The organism is Bacteroides sp. 1_1_14, assembly GCF_000162515.1.
GTDB classification, from domain to species: domain Bacteria; phylum Bacteroidota; class Bacteroidia; order Bacteroidales; family Bacteroidaceae; genus Bacteroides; species Bacteroides thetaiotaomicron.
This window is the reverse complement of the sequence record NZ_GG774706.1, coordinates 247,640-267,226: the sequence shown is the minus strand read 5'-3', so window position 1 is coordinate 267,226 and position 19,587 is coordinate 247,640. Positions and strand designations below refer to the sequence as shown.

At 44.7% G+C, this 19,587-nt stretch carries 12 protein-coding genes; 2 read left to right on the top strand and 10 right to left on the bottom strand.

Features of this window, described 5'->3' with window-relative positions; translation table 11 throughout:
* Positions 1-239: 239 nt before the first annotated feature.
* The gene (gene wecB, locus HMPREF9007_RS11505) at positions 240-1,367 is read right to left on the bottom strand and encodes a UDP-N-acetylglucosamine 2-epimerase (non-hydrolyzing) (protein WP_008761833.1); all 1,128 of its coding nucleotides are present in this window, start codon (positions 1,365-1,367) and stop codon (positions 240-242) included.
* 50 nt (positions 1,368-1,417) lie between these two features.
* Positions 1,418-2,620 carry a UDP-N-acetyl-D-mannosamine dehydrogenase gene (gene wecC, locus HMPREF9007_RS11510; RefSeq protein ID WP_008761832.1) on the bottom strand — a complete coding sequence of 401 codons (1,203 nt, stop codon included), beginning with the start codon at positions 2,618-2,620 and terminating at the stop codon, positions 1,418-1,420.
* A 105-nt stretch (positions 2,621-2,725) separates the two neighbouring features.
* Between wecC and HMPREF9007_RS11515 the strand changes: the two genes are divergently transcribed.
* Both HMPREF9007_RS11515 and HMPREF9007_RS11520 read left to right on the top strand, forming a co-directional pair.
* Positions 2,726-3,991, top strand: coding sequence for a glycosyltransferase family 4 protein (locus HMPREF9007_RS11515; protein WP_008761831.1), 1,266 nt, complete (start codon positions 2,726-2,728; stop codon positions 3,989-3,991).
* Positions 3,984-4,739 carry a glycosyltransferase family 2 protein gene (locus HMPREF9007_RS11520; RefSeq protein WP_008761830.1) on the top strand — a complete coding sequence of 252 codons (756 nt, stop codon included), beginning with the start codon at positions 3,984-3,986 and terminating at the stop codon, positions 4,737-4,739. Before HMPREF9007_RS11515 ends, HMPREF9007_RS11520 begins: the two co-directional genes overlap by 8 nt.
* Positions 4,740-4,799: 60 nt before the next feature.
* Here the strand turns inward: HMPREF9007_RS11520 and HMPREF9007_RS11525 are convergent, their stop codons facing one another.
* From HMPREF9007_RS11525 to HMPREF9007_RS11565, 8 genes are all read right to left on the bottom strand, one after another.
* Positions 4,800-7,151 carry a glycosyl hydrolase 115 family protein gene (locus HMPREF9007_RS11525; protein ID WP_008761829.1) on the bottom strand — a complete coding sequence of 784 codons (2,352 nt, stop codon included), beginning with the start codon at positions 7,149-7,151 and terminating at the stop codon, positions 4,800-4,802.
* A 5-nt stretch (positions 7,152-7,156) separates the two neighbouring features.
* The gene (locus HMPREF9007_RS11530; RefSeq protein WP_008761828.1) at positions 7,157-8,539 is read right to left on the bottom strand and encodes a family 43 glycosylhydrolase; all 1,383 of its coding nucleotides are present in this window, start codon (positions 8,537-8,539) and stop codon (positions 7,157-7,159) included.
* A 763-nt stretch (positions 8,540-9,302) separates the two neighbouring features.
* A complete protein-coding gene (locus tag HMPREF9007_RS11535) occupies positions 9,303-10,160 on the bottom strand; it encodes an SGNH/GDSL hydrolase family protein (RefSeq protein ID WP_008761827.1) in 858 nt (285 codons plus the stop codon).
* Between the two features lie 265 nt (positions 10,161-10,425).
* Positions 10,426-13,368: a glycoside hydrolase family 88 protein gene (locus HMPREF9007_RS11545; RefSeq protein WP_008761825.1), complete on the bottom strand. Its 2,943-nt coding sequence runs from the start codon at positions 13,366-13,368 to the stop codon at positions 10,426-10,428.
* Positions 13,365-15,524 carry a polysaccharide lyase 8 family protein gene (locus HMPREF9007_RS11550; protein ID WP_008761824.1) on the bottom strand — a complete coding sequence of 720 codons (2,160 nt, stop codon included), beginning with the start codon at positions 15,522-15,524 and terminating at the stop codon, positions 13,365-13,367. The genes HMPREF9007_RS11545 and HMPREF9007_RS11550 overlap by 4 nt, the downstream gene beginning before the upstream one ends.
* A 139-nt stretch (positions 15,525-15,663) precedes the next feature.
* Complete coding sequence (locus HMPREF9007_RS11555) at positions 15,664-16,335, bottom strand: DUF4998 domain-containing protein (protein WP_008761823.1); 672 nt, start codon at positions 16,333-16,335, stop codon at positions 15,664-15,666.
* Positions 16,336-16,358: 23 nt separating this feature from the next.
* Positions 16,359-17,606 carry a DUF5126 domain-containing protein gene (locus HMPREF9007_RS11560; protein ID WP_008761822.1) on the bottom strand — a complete coding sequence of 416 codons (1,248 nt, stop codon included), beginning with the start codon at positions 17,604-17,606 and terminating at the stop codon, positions 16,359-16,361.
* 23 nt (positions 17,607-17,629) lie between these two features.
* Positions 17,630-19,576, bottom strand: a complete 1,947-nt coding sequence (locus tag HMPREF9007_RS11565) for a RagB/SusD family nutrient uptake outer membrane protein (RefSeq protein ID WP_008761821.1) — start codon at positions 19,574-19,576, stop codon at positions 17,630-17,632.
* Positions 19,577-19,587 lie beyond the last annotated feature (11 nt).

The following is a 19,587-nucleotide window of genomic DNA, read 5'->3' as shown; positions in this document are numbered from 1 at the left end:
TGTTTTTTTGATCCTAATGAAGAAGGGCTGCCGGAGAAGTGATTCTCTGACAGCCCGTTTTTCGTTAGAGGGCATTCCCGATAAGAAGTGTTATTAATTTTTGTTTCGCCCGGTCCCGCCATCGGCGCCAACGAACGGCATGATTTGTTTCATGCTCTGAAACTAAAAGTTTCATGCCTTGAAACCAACAGTTTCACACCGAGAAACCAATGGTTTCAAGCAATGAAACTATTTTGAAGTTATCGAAGCGCAGCTATGATTCTTTCGCAAGCCTGTCCGTCACCATAAGGGTTATGCGTTTCGGACATCCGCTTATACATTTCTTTATCTTGCAGCAGGGCAGTGACATTACTGACAATTGCCTCCGCATCCGTGCCGACCAACTTCACCGTACCCGCCTCAACAGCTTCCGGACGCTCGGTCGTATCCCGCATCACCAGCACGGGTTTGCCCAATGAAGGGGCTTCTTCCTGCACACCGCCGCTATCAGTCAGCAGCAGAGTAGAATGTTGCATGGCATAAATAAAAGGCAGATAATCCAAAGGAGAGATCAGGTAGACATTGCTCAGACCGGAAAGCAGTTCATACACTGGCTTCTGCACATTAGGATTCAGATGAACGGGATAGACTATGTCCATCTCCGGGTGAAGAGCCGCCAGTTCTTTGATCGCTTTGCAGATATGCAGGAAACCATCTCCGAAGTTCTCACGACGATGTCCGGTGACGAGGATATACTCACGATCACCTACCGTGTAGCCTTTCTCCTGAAGTTCCTTCGCCATCTTTTCTTTCACACCGGCGGTGGTGGAAATGATATCGACTGCCATCAGCAGGGCATCAATCACCGTATTTCCTGTAATAAAGATTTTCTTCGCGTCTATATTCTCTTGCAGCAGATTTGCCCTTGACTGTTCCGTCGGTGCAAAGTAGTAAGTACAGATACGGTCTGTCACCTGGCGGTTCATTTCTTCCGGCCAGGGAGACAACATATTATAGGTACGCAATCCGGCTTCCACGTGTCCCACAGGTATCTGCATATAAAATGCCGCAAGGGATGCTGCCATCGAGGTAGTCGTATCTCCATGCACCAATACGGTGTCGGGACGGAAGTCCTTCAGCACTTCGCGCAGTCCGAGCAGTACTTTAGCGGTAATGTCATACAAGTCCTGATTGGGAGCCATGATATTCAGGTCATATTCGGGAGTGATGCCGAACACCTCCAATACCTGATCCAACATCTGCCGGTGCTGTGCCGTAACGCAGACACGTGTCTCAAAATGTTCCGTATCTTTCTGGAGCGCCTTTACAAGCGGAGCCATCTTTATCGCTTCGGGACGGGTACCGAAAACGAGCAATATCTTTTTCATCTGCTTTATTTAATAGAGTCTATACAACCTCTTCGCAATTAAACTACATTTTATCGTCTCACGCCGCAGAAGTCCAGTTCTATCTTTCCTTCTTCTCTGGGCAATGCAAGGAAGACATCGTGACGAACCAGCCAGACGATAATATCTGCTTTCTCGTATGCTTCCCGATAATCTGTCAGATGGAAGCTCTTATGAGTGCTTATATTAGGTTCAATAATCAGCACGTCCGCTCTCGATTCGGAGATGATGCGGGAAGCGATATATTTGGCGGGAGATTCCCGTAAGTCATCGATATTCGGTTTGAAAGCCAGTCCCATGCAGGCAACGACCGGTTCGCGCTCGTTCTGTTCCACAAACTTCTGACAGGTTTCCAATACTTTGTTCGCACACCAGTCCGCTTTGTAATCGTTCGTTTCACGGGCACGCTTGATGAGCTGCGCCTGTTCCGGATAGTCGGATACGATGAACCAAGGGTCTACCGCAATGCAGTGACCGCCTACTCCGCAACCCGGTTGAAGGATATTCACACGCGGATGCTTGTTGGCAAGTGCGATCAGTTCCCATACATTGATTCCGGCTTTGTCGCAGATCATGGAGAGTTCGTTGGCAAAGGCGATCTGTGAGTCGCGGGAGGAGTTCTCCGTCAGTTTGCACATCTCTGCCGTGCGGGCATTGGTGCCGTGCAGTTTGCCTTGTACGAAAGCGGAATAAAACTCAATGGCTTTTTCGGTGGATGCCGGATCGATGCCGCCTATCACGCGGTCGTTGTGCACCAGTTCGTATAATGTATTTCCCGGCAATACGCGTTCGGGACAATAAGCGATATGTATCTTCCCTTTCAGTTCGGGACGTTCTTTATAGATCACTTCCGCCATACGTTCGGTGGTATATACCGGAGAAGTGGATTCGATGACAAACAGGTTACCCTCCTGCAGATAAGGGATCACGGAACGGGTGGCCGCTTCCACATAGGTGATGTCCGCCCGATGGTTCTGCTTGAACGGGGTAGGCACTACGATAAAGAAAGCATCCGCCGCTTCCGGCTTGCATACAGCACGCAACTTTCCACTCTGCACTACGTCCCTGACTACCTGACCCAGTTCAGGTTCTACAATATGTATCTTTCCCTGGTTGATCGTTTCCACCACAGAAGGATTGACATCTACTCCTATGACTTCGAAACCGTGAGCGGCAGCAACGGCTGCCGTAGGAAGGCCGATATACCCTAATCCTAAAAACACAACCTTTTTCATGTTCAATATCTCCTTATTAATAAGTGTGGCAAAAGTACAAATAATATGTGACTTTGTACGGATTTTCACTGAAAACCACTACTTTTGTGCAAACATTTTGAAAGCATGAGGGTACTAATCATCAATACTTCCGAACGAATAGGTGGTGCGGCTGTCGCTGCCGGACGACTGATGGAATCGCTTAAGAACAACGGCATCAAGGCGAAAATGTTGGTACGTGACAAACAGACAGACCAAATCAGCGTCGTCGGCCTAAAGCGCAGTTGGCTGCACGTATGGAAATTCATGTGGGAACGCATCGTCATCTGGAAAGCCAACCGTTTCAAGAAGAATGATCTATTCGCCGTAGATATCGCCAATACCGGTACGGACATCACTTCGCTTCCCGAATTTCAGCAGGCAGATGTCATCCATCTGCACTGGATCAACCAAGGGATGCTGTCACTCAACACCATCCGCAAGATTCTGACTTCCGGCAAACCTGTAGTATGGACCATGCACGATATGTGGCCCTGCACCGGCATCTGCCATTATGCACGCGAATGCAAGAGTTACGAACAGGAATGCCACCACTGCCCTTACATCTACGGAGGAGGAGGCAAGAAGGACTTATCTACCCGAATCTTCCGGAAGAAGAAAGAAATTTATAGTCAAGCATCCATCACGTTTGTAGGCTGTAGCCGCTGGCTGGCGGAGAAGGCCAAAGTCAGCGGACTGCTCACCGGACAAACGGTTATCAGTATCCCGAACGCCATCAACACGAATCTTTTCAAGCCTCACAATAAGCAGGAAGCCCGCAGAAAATGCAGGCTGCCACAGGAAGGGAAGCTGATTCTTTTCGGTTCTGTCAAGATAACAGACAAGCGAAAGGGAATTGACTATCTGATTGAAGCCTGCAAACTGCTGGCAGAGAAACATCCGGAATGGAAAGACTCATTGGGCGTGGTTGTTTTCGGCAACCAGTCGCAGCAGTTGCAAGACCTGATTCCTTTCCGCGTCTATCCGCTTCCTTATATTAAGAATGAGCATGAGTTGGTGGATATATACAATGCCGTAGACCTCTTCGCTATCCCTTCTCTCGAAGAGAATCTGCCGAATATGGTGATGGAAGCGATGTCCTGCGGTGTGCCCTGCGTCGGTTTCAACACCGGAGGCATACCGGAAATGATCGATCATCTGCACAACGGATACGTAGCTCAGCGCAAGTCTTCCGAAGATCTGGCCAACGGCATCCATTGGGTACTGACGGAACCCGAATATGCGGAACTCTCCGCACAAGCCTGCCGCAAGGCCATAGGCAACTATTCGGAAAGTATCATAGCGAAGAAGTACACGGACGTTTACAACAAAATAACAGGGAAATATGCATAGTGTCCATCCTACTCCCAAGTTCTCGATTATCACGGTGACCTACAATGCCGAGAAAGTACTGGAAGATACCATCCAAAGTGTTATCTCGCAGACTTACCACCACGTAGAATACATCATTGTGGACGGAGCCTCTAAAGACGGTACTCTCTCTATCATCGACAGATACCGCTCACGGATAACTACCGTCGTCAGCGAACCGGACAAAGGATTGTACGATGCCATGAACAAGGCGATCTCCCTTGCCAGCGGCGACTATCTCTGTTTCCTGAATGCGGGCGACTGCTTTCACGAAGACGACACCTTGCAGCAAATGGTGCACAGCATTCATGGGAGTGTTCTCCCCGACGTCATCTACGGGGAAACTGCGATTGTTGACAAAGACAGGCACTTTCTGCATATGCGCCGCCTTTCCACGCCCGAAAAGCTGGACTGGAAGAGTTTCAAACAAGGAATGTTAGTCTGCCATCAGGCTTTCTTTGCCAGACATACGCTGATGGAACCTTATGACTTAAACTACCGGTACTCCGCTGATTTCGACTGGTGCATCCGCATCATGAAAAAGGCGCGTACCCTGCACAATACGCACCTGACAATCATCGACTATCTGGATGAAGGAATGACTACGCAGAACCGGAAGGCTTCTCTTAAAGAACGGTTCCGCATTATGGCAAAGCATTATGGATGGATAAGCACCGCAGCACATCATGCTTGGTTTGTACTGCGGTTGATTATCAAGCCGGGACAATAAACAGTGTATTTCAGACTGACTGACCCAGCCAGTCTGAAACTATAAAATATAGAATTATATCTAATTCACCTCATAAAGCATTACCTGATCCAGTATCACTCCCTCATCCAATGCCTTGATGACCAGTTGATGTGATTTCTTACCCGTAACGGGAAGTACAATTTTCCGGATTGCCTGATTACGAAGCACGTTCTCTTTCCATTCCTCGCTGCGCCCCTTCGTTTCGTACGCTATCACTTCAGGCTCGGCACCATCCAGAGAAACCGAGAAACGCAACTTATCGCCATGCACCGGATGATTGGGAAGTAACCGGATATCCACCTCTACCGAGTCCGTTTTCAGATTACTGAAAGAGAAAGTCAGCGCATCGCCTTTTCTTATCTCTGCGGCTTTGCCTTCATATCCCAAACCTTCGCAGACAATAGCGTTGCCCTTCTTTGCCTCCGCCCCGTTCCATTGACAGACTGCTTTACGGTCTGCTGTCATCGGAGCAGTAGCCGCCTTTCTTTCCACACGGTTGAATACAGGGAGCTTGCGGGGTTTGAAGTCCATCATGCAATTCCATTTTCCATTCTCCAATGAGTTATAGTGTTGAGTCAGTGCAGCAATGCTGTCGTAAGCGGCATCACTCTTTTCCCAGTCTTCCTTATCGTGGCGTGCCAATTGGGCGTATAACAGTTTGCGATTCATTTGTGCTGCAGCCTGTACAGGATATTTCACCAGTTCGAAGTAAGCGCTCTGTCTGTCGGCGGGTACTTTAGAAGCAGCTTTCTCTACTGTTTCCGAAAGTTCGCTGTAAGCATTCAGACGTTCGTTTATCTCTCTTTCGCTCCACGGTAAGTCTTTGACTACCCGATAGACCGGATTCTTTTCTTCCTCCCGTGTATTTCCCATAAATTCGGGTTTGCGGATATGTGCCAAGCGATAATGTTCCTGCATAACGGGGAGGATGGTCTTTGCACAGGAGGTTCCCAGTTCCCGTTCCAGCCAATGTTTCAGATGTGCGGTTACTCCTTCGGAAGATACCTTATCCAGATTCCATGCCATATCCATGAACAGTTCTATCTGATACTCGGCAGGCTTGATGTCTCCGACGTTCAGTATCCACATTTTCTGTATTCCCTGATCGTAAGCCTGCTTCATCTGTTGATAAATGAGCGATGGACTCATGGTGCTCAACCATAAATGATCGTGCGGGCGTCCCCAGTAGGAAACATGATAATAGACTCCGTTGCCGCCTTTACGGGCACGCTCTTCGGCAGTGGGGAAATGACGGATATAGCCGTAGTTATCATCACACCACATCAAGGTCACGTCTTCGGGCACTTGCAGTCCCGCATGATAAATATCGAGCACTTCCTTATAAGGAATAAAGACCTGCGGCACTTGTGTTACGTCTTTATTCACGTACTTTTCGAGCAAGCCGCGCTGGTCAACAAATACCCAGTTCAGGACGGCTTTCTGTTCTTCTACCGTCTTGGCTCCCTGCATCTTTCCATCGTGAACGCCACGCATACCCAGCGTGTAAAGTATCTCTTGTCCGGCAACTTCTTTCACACGATCTTCCCAAAACTGATAAACGGCCGGACTGTTATTCACGTAATCGTATGCTCCTTTTCCACGTATTTTCCATTCTCCGGCAGCATTGCACGCCATTGGTTCGCAGTGGGAAGCTCCCATAAAGATGCCATACTTTTTCGCTGCTTCCCGATTGCCCTTCGTCAGAAAGAAAGGCAAGGTACACTCATGCATAGCAGGCCAGTAGGTATTGGCCCGCAAACGAAGCAGCAACTCAAAAATACGTTCGTTGGTACGCGGCCCGATTTCTCCTTTCACATCCGACGGTTCGTAAGTCTTGTTACTCCAAGGCATCAGTCCCCAATCTTCATCATTAATAAAGATGCCCCGATACTCCACAGAAGGAGACTGCAACTCTCTGAATTTGGAAGAAAGGCGGAACATCTCTTTCTTCTCCGGAGTCACATCCGCCCACCATTCCCAAGGGGAAACGCCTAGCAGACGGGATATTTCAAGTATGCCGTAGGCTGTACCGTGACTGTCGCTGCCGGCTACTACTAGCTTTCCATCTTCTGAGACGGCGAGCATGAAAGCCTGCTTTTTGTTTTTTAATGCGGAAATATCGATGCCTGCCTGCTCAATCAGCTTGCTCTGCCTGATCGTTCCTACTATGATGTTTCCGGTGTTTGTGTCTATATGGGCAGTTGCCGACAATACAGTCTGAAGGTCACGGGACAACAAGTCCAGAGAAGTACGCACCACCGGTGCTTCCGAACCGCTGCAAGCTATCGCAACCGGCTGACCGGACTGCAAAACAAAATCTTTTTGTTTACCCTGAACGGACACGATCACTGCTACCCAAGCAAGGAAAGAAAATAAAATTCTATTTCTCATAAATATTACAGTTTTACAATATCAGTAATGGTCACAAAGCAATCGTCGCTGCCATAGATTCTCTTCGTTTTATCAGTCCATGTGGGGCTGATGCCCGTAACTTCAATCACCAGCGTATATTCCCCTTCAGCCAATTGGGGAGTCTTAAAACGCGTTGCATGATCATTCGCCTTACTATAGAAATCGACCAGTGAAGAATATATTTTCTCCCCTTTCTTATCAAGGATATTCATACGCGCATATCCGCTATGACAGTTCGTTTCACCCATAACAGCCACACAAGAGCCAGTGAAAGGAATGCTCAGCGTACTTCCTTTTACATTGGAAGATATTCTTCCTTCCTCCACTTTCCAGTCAGCTTCTTTACTGAACGTTATCTTCTTTAAATCGACGGTTTTTCCTTTACGCAGAGGATTTACGGGTTTCAACTTATCAACGTCCCAGGAAGGCCAGTATTCCGGAATAGAAAGCTTTGTTCCATCCACCTGCATAGGCATCCACACATAGGTGGCAGCCGAAGCCTGATGCGGATAAGACCAGCGATCGCCCATAAACATAGGAATCGTATCTTCGCCACACTTTAAAGGAAACACAAAAGTGGTCTGTGAATTATAGGTCAGGCTTCCTTCGGGAGCAAACAAACCTTGTCTGGTCCACGGCCCTTTGACGGAAGGGGCTGTAAAGTAGAAATTATCATTCTTCTCCCAACTGGTCAGATTGGAGAACAAGAAGAAATACGTGCCGTCCTTTTTAAACATTGCCGGAGACTCTCCGTGAGAACCACCTACTCCCGATACCACTTTTTCCTCTGCCGTACGGTAGTCCTTACTCAAACGATAGACAATTCCTCCGTGCAACAGCAGATATCCGGTACCGTCCGTGTCCTGATAAGTCCCCATATCCCAGCGGCGAATAGGCTTACCTTCATACAACAGAGGTCCGTGAAGTTTATATTCACCTGCTATAGTGCTACAGGTAGCATAACCGATATGGGGATCTTTATAGTTCATATCGTCTGCATGCATATACATCACATACTCGCCGGTAGAAGGGCATTTCATGACTTTCACACGCTCGCCTACACGATCAGGGCCAAGAATTCCGCTTGACTGCATCGGCAGTACAACACGTTCGAACTTCCAGTTCACCAAATCATCAGATGAATAACAACTGAAACCCGGAAATGCATTGCTCTTGTCCGACTTATATTCCCCGAAAAGATAATATCTGCCATTCTCTTCCACAATGCAGGCACCGTGGGCATTGACAATCTCTCCCCTGTCGTCAAACCAGGGAATTCCGTTATTTACTATTTTTTCGGTTTTCCGGGCCATGCCCGTTCCGTAAGATACCCACAAAAAGGCAAACAATAACATCCAGTATTTCATGATATTCTTCTATAAATTCTTATAAAAAATATAAGGCACAATTAAATTACAAATTTACGATTAACTATCTATATTCCTATAGAGAATAGTACAACAAGCATGGAATATTGTACTATTTTTCTTCAAAACAACATCCCGCAGAACAGCCACACACTTTCCATCTCCGCCGTGCATATCATGCAGCATCTTTCATCATTGAAAAGAATAAGAATATTTAATGCACAAAATAAGGAGAAGAACGCAATGAGACGGGAGGTAAATCGGGCAGATATAGGGGGTAAATCGGGCAATAAAGTAAAAGATTGCCATGTTACGATAATTCGCAGTCTGCTAAGTCAAATAAAAGAAAACTCTCTACGGGTTCTTCTGACATATAGAAAACTTTTTACCATCAATACTAAAATCGCAGTTGAGTTTATAATAAATAGTTGCATCGTTTATTATAAACGGTCTCCCCATTTATTATAAACTCCAATACACCTTTTAAGCACGTATTTCTTGATTTTATGCAACAAAAAAGGCTGCAAACCGTATAAAAGGTTGCAGCCTCAAGCTTATCACCGGTTCACATAGATGCTGATTTGCATATGATCCCCTTTGTATTTTGTTATAATGTTACACTATTTTTTTCGGTTCGGTTAAGATGATTGATAAGGTGCATTTCGTTTCATTTTTTAATGGGTTGTTACTTTATTGCCTGTATGACTCCTGCAAATATACAACAAAAAAATGCCTTTGTCAAGTCCTGCGGAAATTTGAATAATTAAAAAGCGACAGGCAGTGCAAGTAACTGATACATCAAAGTGCGTGCCATACGCTCCTGCCCTTTGGTGTCGGGATGCAAACGGTCATAGCCGGCATCATAGAAATAAATAAGCTGCTCTTCAACCATCGGATTCATACCTGTCACTGCATTAAAGTCTATGACAGGTATTCCCCATATATTTCCTGCCTCCTTAATAGCCTGCACATAAGCATCTATATATTCTCCGCAACCATTCTGATAGCTTTCATCCGGCTGGACATTCTTATCGCCGAAGTTAGCCAACGAACGATGCAAAGGAGTCAGCAGAACGATCTGCTTATCCGGGAAAAGTTTCTTCAGTTGAGTGATTCCTATATTAATACGACCTCTATAAGTGTCTTGAGTCATGACAGGCGTACGCTTTTTCCGCGTCACCATCTTCTTCATCTCACCGTGAGCAGACAGCACTTGCTCTTCTTGTTCCGTAAACCACTCACCGATAGGCACACTACTATTATAATCGTTTGTCCCCATAAAAACCAGGATAGCATCGACTTCTCCGCCATGTTCTTTCTTCAGCTTTTCCGCCTGACGGGGTACATCATCCCACTGCCTTCCACTAATGCCGTAAACAAAAGGAGTGATCCCCAGCCATTCTTTCAGAAAGTCCCAGTACTTCTTTATATTATCACCGTAGCAATTCGGGTCTGTGATGGAATCTCCGATGTATCCTACTTTCTTGCCTTGCCAGGGATGCTGAATACAACCTTGTTTATTTTCAGAAAAGTCATTTGTTACAGATGCTTGCTCTTGTCCATACGCCAAACAAGAGGAGAGAAACAAAACTGTGCATATGATCAGAAACCTGTTTTTCATTGTTTTATTCTATTAATAATGAGGTACTCGTATTCAAGTATGGAAATGCAGCCTCAAAAATAGACAGTTTAAGCGAAAGTAGCAAGAATAAAAACAAGAAGATAAAGATAGTACCTTCTTCCCCCGTTTGCAGGGCAACTATAATCTGATTGTAGGACATATATAGCCAATGTGCAGGGTAACTATCTCCTGCACGTTGGACATATATGTCCTGCACGCTGGGCATATATGCCCTATAAATACTTCATATATCTAATACACAGACTTATTTTGTGTACATCTTCAATCGGATATATCCTTCCTTCGACTGATTTTTCAATGCAATCCCGATACGTGTATATGCTGGAGAGTTCACTTCAATCGTTTCGGAAGTAAACGCCACTTTACCGGATGCCTCAATAGCTACAATCATCTGTTCGGAATCAGTAGCCAGCAGAAGATGTGTATCGTCCAGGATTTTCCAGTCGGCTCGTGTCGTTATGGCTGTTTCGAATCGGATCGGTGTTTTCGCTGTAAATTCATCGCCAACTGTAAAGTTGCCTTCACCCTGGCGGTCGTAAACGAAAGTACGAATGAGCTTATCCAAATTGGGGGTGGAATAAGCAGAGGTATAGTCAATACTGAATACATCTTTTTCGTTCGTAAATTCTTTCTGCAGCACAACACCTTTCGCTTTCCCTCCCGAGGACTGTGCTCGTCCGTCTACTACAGGAACCGGATGACCGAATGATCCTTTTATCTTATATTTCTGAGGAGCGTCTCCGTTAAAATAATCTCCGGGATAGGAGTTCGGACCACCCTGATCGCCAACCATCGTTTCACTTCCCAAAGCTACGGCATAAGAACCGACATCATTGTGGTTATGATTCTCCGCATTGGTTCCGCCCTTGGCTGATATGGCCAGACGACAGGAAGTTCCACCGGCAGGACGAGCAATCAAAATACCTGCCTGCTCATAATAAGCGCGCAAAGCATCCGACTCTTCCTGCAATACCTGACGGATTCCGTCTGTCATTCCAACCTTTGCAACCTGACTTGTGAAAAGTTCGAGAAGGTGAAGGGACAAGTTGTTTCCTTTGGGTAAAACAGGCTGTTCTTCTGCAGAAGTAACACCCAGCGCCCGGTCGCAGTAACTGAGAATAAACCTGTCCGGTGACAAACCGATGCGACAATCCGAATAGGCGGGGCACACTCCTTCATTCATCTGTATCTTCTTCCCATACCGGGCGATACGGACAAACTTGGGAGTCTGAAAGAAGTCGATCTTTCCCTGCGTTGCCCGGTATACTTCTTCACGCAACAGAATGTAGGCACGGAAACCATAATTATAATAACCTACACCTTCACTACAGTAGCCGTCGTCAGCGTACCCCTTCATTCCATACACGTTATACTTTTCGGCTGCCGCAACAAAGTAAGCACGTTCCTCCTTATCGGGCAACAAGGCAAGAGCCGCACCGGTAACACCCGCCAGACACACAGAGTTCCAGTTATTGGTAGCGGTGAACCACCAAAATGGTTTTGTCTCTTCCAGACAACGGTAGACCGGACGGAAAACCTTCTCACGGAAAGCACACTGCACCCGTGCCCTTACCTCCGGCGACAGACGATCGTCCAGCATGGTAACACACTGAGCAATACCGTTTCCGGCAGTAGCAACCACCAAGTCTACATAATAATCCGTTCCTTTATAATTCTTCAGACCGCGGTCGTGGGCAGGAATAGACCAAGGCTTCTGACTGCAAAGAGCCACCAGAGCTTTTTCGATGGCAGGGACATAACGCCTCTTATTTTCAAGGCATTCAGCCAAAGTCAGCCTGTACAGATATTGATAACGGGCATTCATCATATTCTCTCCGGGCAAACGAACATTCGTCTTATTCAGATGCAAGTACAATGAATCGACAAAAGGGGGCATCCCCTGCTTTAACAAAGCAGGAGCTTCCTTTTCCAGAAGTTGTTTAGCGTCGTCACTCTCTTTTATCTTATTCCAGAAAGTTCGGTCTTTATAAGACCTTCCTATCCCCTGCGGTCGATCGGGAAGCATAGCTGCAATTTCCTGAATACGGTTCTGCGGGATAGTAGCATTCTGTTTCGGAGCGTCTTCTGCCATACGATACATTTCCGTTCCGGCAAGCAGGAAAGCACCCGGTCCGTATACTTCTGTCATATTGCGGGTCACTTTCTTTGGGTCGGCACCGATAGGTTGTACATATCCTAGTTTACCGTCTTCTTCTACCGCAGAAAGCAGTGCTTTCCATCCTTTCTCTACTACAGGCAGGAACTTTTCCTTTGGTAAAAGTCCCTCGTTCAGTCCATAGGCAAGGGCATATACGAAGAAACCGCTACAGCTTGTTTCGGGTGATGGATAAGCGTCCGGATCGAGCAGACTTGCACGCCAGAACCCGTCGCTGCTCTGTAAATTAGCGATGCGGTAACAGAGTTTCTGAAACAGTTCCTGATAGAACGGACGATATTTGCTCTTGGCAGGCAGTTCACGTAGCATTTCTACCAGTCCGCCAAGCACCCAGCCATTGCCCCGTCCCCAAAAGACTTTGGCACCATTACTCTCTTTCATATCAAAATAACGGTGGTCACGGTAGAAGAGATTTTCTTCTTTATCGAACAGGAACTCGTAAGTCGCTTTGTACTCTTTATCCATAAAGCGAATGAATTTCTTATCACCAGTGATATTATAGAGTTTCAGATAAACGGGGGGGGCCATGAAAAGAGCATCACACCAAGTCCAGTGTTCTAATGTCGTGGCATCTCCGTAAGTCAACTGAAACGAACCCGAAGGAGGATTGGCGACCACCCACTCCGTACGCGCCAGAGTGGGAACAATCATGTCCTTTTGCTTGTACTTTTCGTACAGATACAGATAGGTTTGAGCAATACAAATATCATCTGCATGATACATCCGTTTATCTACCTGCCAATAGTTACGACTTCCCAAGCGGGTCAGCCATTTATAATAGAAGTCATCCTGATCGTCCTTCTCGGCGATCTCTGCCCAATAAGCAAGTCCCAGGAAAAAGGTGGCATTCACCCAGTTGAGATCACCATAAACAGCTCTGTTGTAATGACCGATCTGCCAATCGGCTACCCTACGCATCGATTGCTTCACTTCGAGTTTAGTAAACGATTGTGCATGTGTCGTGCATAAATAAGCTATGCTTAGAAAAAGAATCAAAAGTAATTTCTTCATAATATATTTTTTAATTTATATGCTTTGGATGCACCGGCATAGATACCGGTATTTCTAAAATCACATAAAACAGTCTTTCGCTCGCTGGATATTTCAGGAATCAGCAATTCAACTTTAATACAAGATTGTGTCTGCCCAGGATCAGCAATATGCAGTTCGGCATTACCACTGTGTCCATCCTTAATCATCAATGCACAGGCTTTATCCACACTTACAGAAAGCTCTCCGTTACGGAATGTACCCTCTTTATAAAATACCATTTGCCATATTCCCAATTTCGTATGCCTCACTATCTGCATAGAATCCGTATTCGCCAGAATTTCGACGGGACTCTTCCTGTAGTTATTCATCTTGCGGACAGAATGAATCCCAGGCACCACGATATAGGCATAGGTAGCATTCCGGGGATTACAACCATGATTAAATCCCAAAGTAAAGACCTCTTGCTGCTGCTCATTTTTAGATTCAGTATGATTAATGCTGTACCACGATCCCGTCTGTATCTTCTTGCTCAAAAAGAGATTTCCACCGGCGGGAAAGACATAACCAATTCCATTGTGCAATACCCATTCGGGAGAATCATAGACGAAATCTCCTTCTTTCACCATCGACTGCTTCTTACTTTGTGACAATATGACCTCCTTTTTCGAAAGCAAACATTGATTGATAGTAGTACATACCGGCACACCGGCTGTGGAATTAATCCCCGCTCCCAAACAAATGATTTCATCATCGAAAAAGAACCAGGACTTTTTAGCTGCGGTATTTATATCAGCATAGGTATCAAGATATGAATAAACAGATACGCCATAAAGACTATCAGAGACTCCTCCTGCAAATACGGAAGTTCCCTTCGTTTGCCAATCAATTACAGTTCGTGGAATGGTATCCAGTTGAGGAGCAGTCACTCCAGGAATACGATTCCAGTTCCATACCGGAAAGATGCGGGCGTACTCGTCCCCTTCGGTCACGATGTTTGTACATCCGTCGGACATAAAATAGGTTTTCAGATTTTCACCATTCCCATATTCGCATCGCATGGTACGATTGGAAACCATACGAACGTCAAATGTATAGTGGGGACGGACATGAAGAGCATAGTCTCCTCTGAAATAATGAGTGTGTAACGGCTTTATTCCATAGTTGGCGGACTTCTTGCCTTCCAATCTGGCTATAATCGCATTGTATTCATCAATATGTGCCGGGTCGAGCTCCAGCATTCGTTTGGCAAACAAGGCGGCATGACTCTTTTGGGTAGCATTATTACGGCTCACTCCTCTTCCCAATACATCGAAAAGCATGTATTGTCCACGTATAACCTGATAATAAGTGCCGCACATAAAATGCCTCAGAAATTGTATTCTCTCATCATCCAATGCATATTTCGTTCCTTTAGTATATAGAGCTACCTGTGTTACTCCTTTCAGTATTTCGTCTCCATAACCACCGATATAAAGCTGCACGCCATGCTGAAAATAGCTGTTGTCATGCTGAAATCCTTCTTTCACAGTATATGATAGAGGACTATAAACATTCTCAACAGCCGTTTTCAAGTCAACATCATTCTTCTGAAGGCAAGCTCTATAAATCCAATGTAAAGCAATATCCGTCCGGTTGGCTCCAGTCCATCTGGCAGGATGTCCGCCGTCCTTCCGCATACGTTGCAAGACCTTTGTCTCCAATACTTCCGGAATCTGCCTTTTACCAACACGCATCTGAATAAGCAGAATACCGAGTTTCTGCGGCTCAGCAATCTGATTATACCACCAGTTATTACAATGTGGATTACGATGCTGCCAATACTCCAAGCCCTTTACTATCTTATGATACAAATCTTCATTCTGATAATAGGAATTCTTTGGATGAGTATAAGCAAATACAAAGTCATACAACCGATCCACATGAATAAGTGGCATCCAGTTAGTACGATCCCGGCGGGCATAATCTATATCTATAAAACATCCTTGGACGTCATCATACAGCTCCAGAGCTTTATCAATATTCGGATTTTCTGCAACCCCATCCCGAATCTTCTTCATTAGAATATCAAAATCATCATTCTGCAAGCCAGACGTACAAATAGAGGGGCAAGGTAAAACCAAATCCCAAGGACTCCATGCCAGCAATAATAGAATTATGATTTTATAATGTATCATTTTCATATATGCATGTTTATCATTTGGAGAATAAGGGGGTATGTCAAAAGTAACTAAATTCCCTTCTTGAAGGAGGAGAGCTTAGTTACTTTTGACACACCTTCTCATCCTTAAAATACAATCAGGCCGACCACTCAGGCTACTTCGTATATTTAACAGGTTTCGACCAGATTTTATCCAATACGTTTTCCTGCGGAGCATACAAGGTTTCCATTATAAAAGAATCGCCTGTAAAATCTTCTAAAACGTCCTGTCCTTCCTTATTATAATAAGAAATTTTTGTTGTTTCTTCTCCTCCCTTGTTCCAAGTTAGCCTGGATGCCACTAATGTGCTGTCCAGCAACATGGAATATTTGATGACCAGATTACCACTCTGCATACTCTTAGAAACAATGGAACGATTTAACAGATAGCTCTGGTACTGTGCCCCATAAATGGTTCCTGTAAAGTCTGTAGCCAATGATTTATTCAACTCATCATCTTCCAGCCAGGCGGAAAAAATGATAGACCCCTCCCGCATATTCTCTAAAAGAATATCCGTCCTCTTATTTTTGGCCAACTCATATCTGACAGTATCACTTTGATTCAATGCAAGAGCAATCTTTGTAGATCTCCCGTCTTTCACTATCGGAAATGAAATCAACACTCTTTCCCACCCATTACGCACGGTTATTGAATCTTTCGATAATCGTGTAAGATACATGATTGGACCATCCTTAACAAAGTCCTTATAAGTCGCATCCATTGACTCGCAAGATATAATGGAACAAAATATCAAGATGCTGACTGATATAAATATAAATTTCTTCATAATATTTGTCTTTTATATAGCAATTACTGTATTATTTTATCCTCCGGTGTTCCAAAGAAAGTAAGTTCTGCCACATTGATACGAGATGTTCCTACATTATAATTCTTGATACAAACAAACGTCACATATCTATATGCATCCAGATCTACGGAAAATTCGAGTTCATTGCCGTCTCTTGCCAGTTCCTTATCAGCATCAGTTAACGGGACAATAGCCGCCGGAATAACAGAACCGTCGGCTCTGGGCAATACTCCTTGATATAACCGTACCCATCCTTCATCATTTTCCGGATCAAACTTGGTTACATTATTATCATTTCGTCCCCAAATTTCTATTTCTTTCGGATACAGACCGTCAAATATAGATGAATAATCAGTTCCATTCCTTCTTCCATAGACAATCATACGGCTGAGCTTAAACTTCTTCCCTAAGTCCAGTGTCACCGAACTCGGCTTGGTAAAATCATATCCCGCTGTTGTGAGGGTCATGAAAGTATTATTGCTTCCAATAATTCCGTCATACAGATTCTTTGGGGTATTAGCATTCGGTGCCAGATAACCTTTGTATTCGCCAATAGCCAAGTATCCCATTTTTTTCTTATCTACTTCCTCTTCATAATATGGAGTCAGAGATATCTCCTTACTTTCAGAAAGATGTCCCCACCTATCCTTCACCACCACACTAAATTCTGAAGGAACAGCTTCCATACCACGTATGGGCTCATTAATCTCTTGCTTTTTGGTATATAAAGCTCCAGCTTCCGTCCATTTTCCTGTAGCATCCTTCCGGTACACATAAAAAGTAAGAGTCTCATTGCTGGTGTTGGATGTCTTTATCCGGATACCGGCAAAATCCGGTTTTATTTCCATCTGCTTATAAGCAGTGATATAAGGTGGCTCTTCCGGATTTATTTTTACTTCCAGAGGTTCAGAATAGGCTTCACCCGGACTTACAGAATACAACTTCACATTATATTCACCAGCTTTTTCAAATCCTTCCACCACTACAGAGTCGGCAAAATACGAAGCATTGGTCGAACGTTCTCCTATCTCTGTCATATATACAGCCTTCATATAAAGAAAATTCTTATCACTGGGCTGTGTAAAATAGATTATAGACTTTCCCGGCAGATTTTTGACACCATTCAATACTACCTGTTCAGGCGGAGTCGTACTTCCATGGGGAGAATTCATATCACTATCGTTATCGCAAGCACTAGGCAGCAATGTGATGGCTAGTACTAAAAGGCTACTGTATATTATCTTTTTCATAAATCAAATGTCACTTTAATTACTTACCAACCATAATTTTGAACTAAGTTAGGATCTTTTCTCAACTCACCGATATCAATAGGCCAGAAATACATTTTGGGAGTGAAATCCCGGACAAGCACTAAGTTCTCACTATAATAATCTACATCAGTTTCTCCATAACGGACTTTCCAACCGGTCAATGGCTGTGTCAATTCTGTTGTCGCAGTTTTCCACCGACGGACATCCCAAAAATAATGTCCTTCAAATGCTAACTCAATACGACGCTCCTGCATGATGATTTGTCGTAGACCAGTCTGAGTAGCATACTTGCTGTTTCCTACATATTGGTCCCAACTTTCTTTTACGCCTTTAAGTCCCGAACGTTCTCTCACCATATCGATCCATGGCAATACCGTAGCATAATCCTCTCCTTTTTCATTTAAAGCTTCGGCATACATCAAATACAAATCAGCCATACGGATAACAGGGAACGGATAAGTGACCGATGTAAATCCGGAAGCCGCATCGGACATGACCGTCTTGTAGTTAACCACTTTCTTAGGCCAAATACCAGTCAGGTTCTGAGAGTGATCTGCCGGAATGGGAGACACATTTCCTCCTTTACGCGCATTCACTGAATACAAGCCCGAAAGTCCCGTCTTTCCTTGTCCGAACCAAATACCGCCGTCAAAGCCTAAGCTGGCATAATATCTGTGTTCACGTTCCAGATTCAATTTGACTGTTCCCGTTTTATAATTCAGCATAATAGTATTCTCATATCCGGGCTCAGCTTCCACCGGCGTGGGAGCCTGCACTTCAAATCTATTAGCATAATCCCATGTCTTATCTTCTTCTATAGGAACCCCATGTTTAGTATAAAATGAGTTAGTCAGTCCAAGAGAAACACCCAGATTGGTTCTGTTCGTAGCATTCTTAGCATTTCTGCCGGGAACCAAGTCACGCGGCATTGCCTGTATCTGATAGTTGTCATAAGAACCCGAACCGACCCATGACTGAGAGTTTGCCCATACCACTTCTTTGTTCCACTTCTCAGTGACAGCACCTCGCAGATTCATCATCAGCTTGTCGGACTCTGTCATGACCACAGTGGGATCATCAAAATAATATAAACCGAATCCCAAATCTTCGAGATAAGTAATGGCTTCTTTACACGCTTCGGCAGCCTTTACCCATTTCTGCTTCTTCTCCTCTTCCGTTTTAACCGGATTAAAGATTTTCACACCTCTATTATCTGCAATTACTTCATAATCCATATTTCCATTGAACAATGGACTTGCAGCGGTTACCAGAACTTTCGCTTTCAATGCTTTAGCCATACCTACGGTCACTCGTCCCAGTTCTTCAGCTTCATTCTCTATTTTAGCCGGAACATCCGGATTAGCAATCACCTTGTCCAAAGTTTCTGTCACATAATTGAAACAACTGTCCAATGTCTCCCGATAAGGATGCATTTCCTCCGTACTACTACTTACCGGAACATATCGATCCATAATAGGAATCGGTCCATACATCCTGATCAGATAGAAATGATAATAAGCTTTCAAAAATTCCACTTCACCGATCCATCTGTTTTTCTCGCTATCATCCATATCCGGTGTAGTATGTATATTCTCAATCAGAATATTACAATAAGCAATTCCCTCATATAAATGTCCCCATTGAGCACAATATGGTGAATCGGACTTTTGCAATCCTTGGGCTATATACCAGGCGCTGGTTCCCAAATAGCTCCGGAAAACATCGGAAATACAAAAATCACCGGCACCAAGCAAAGCTACATTATTTTTGAGACTTCCGTCACTAGGCATATACCTGTAGCAAGTAAACAAGACTTTTTCCGCTTCTTTTCTCAAGGCGAAAGCATGGTCTTCAATGGTCGGTATGTTATCCGGGACGATATTCAGTTCACATGATGTCAATATAAACACCGACAAACATGACAATATACATATTTTGATTTTTTTCATAACCATTCTTT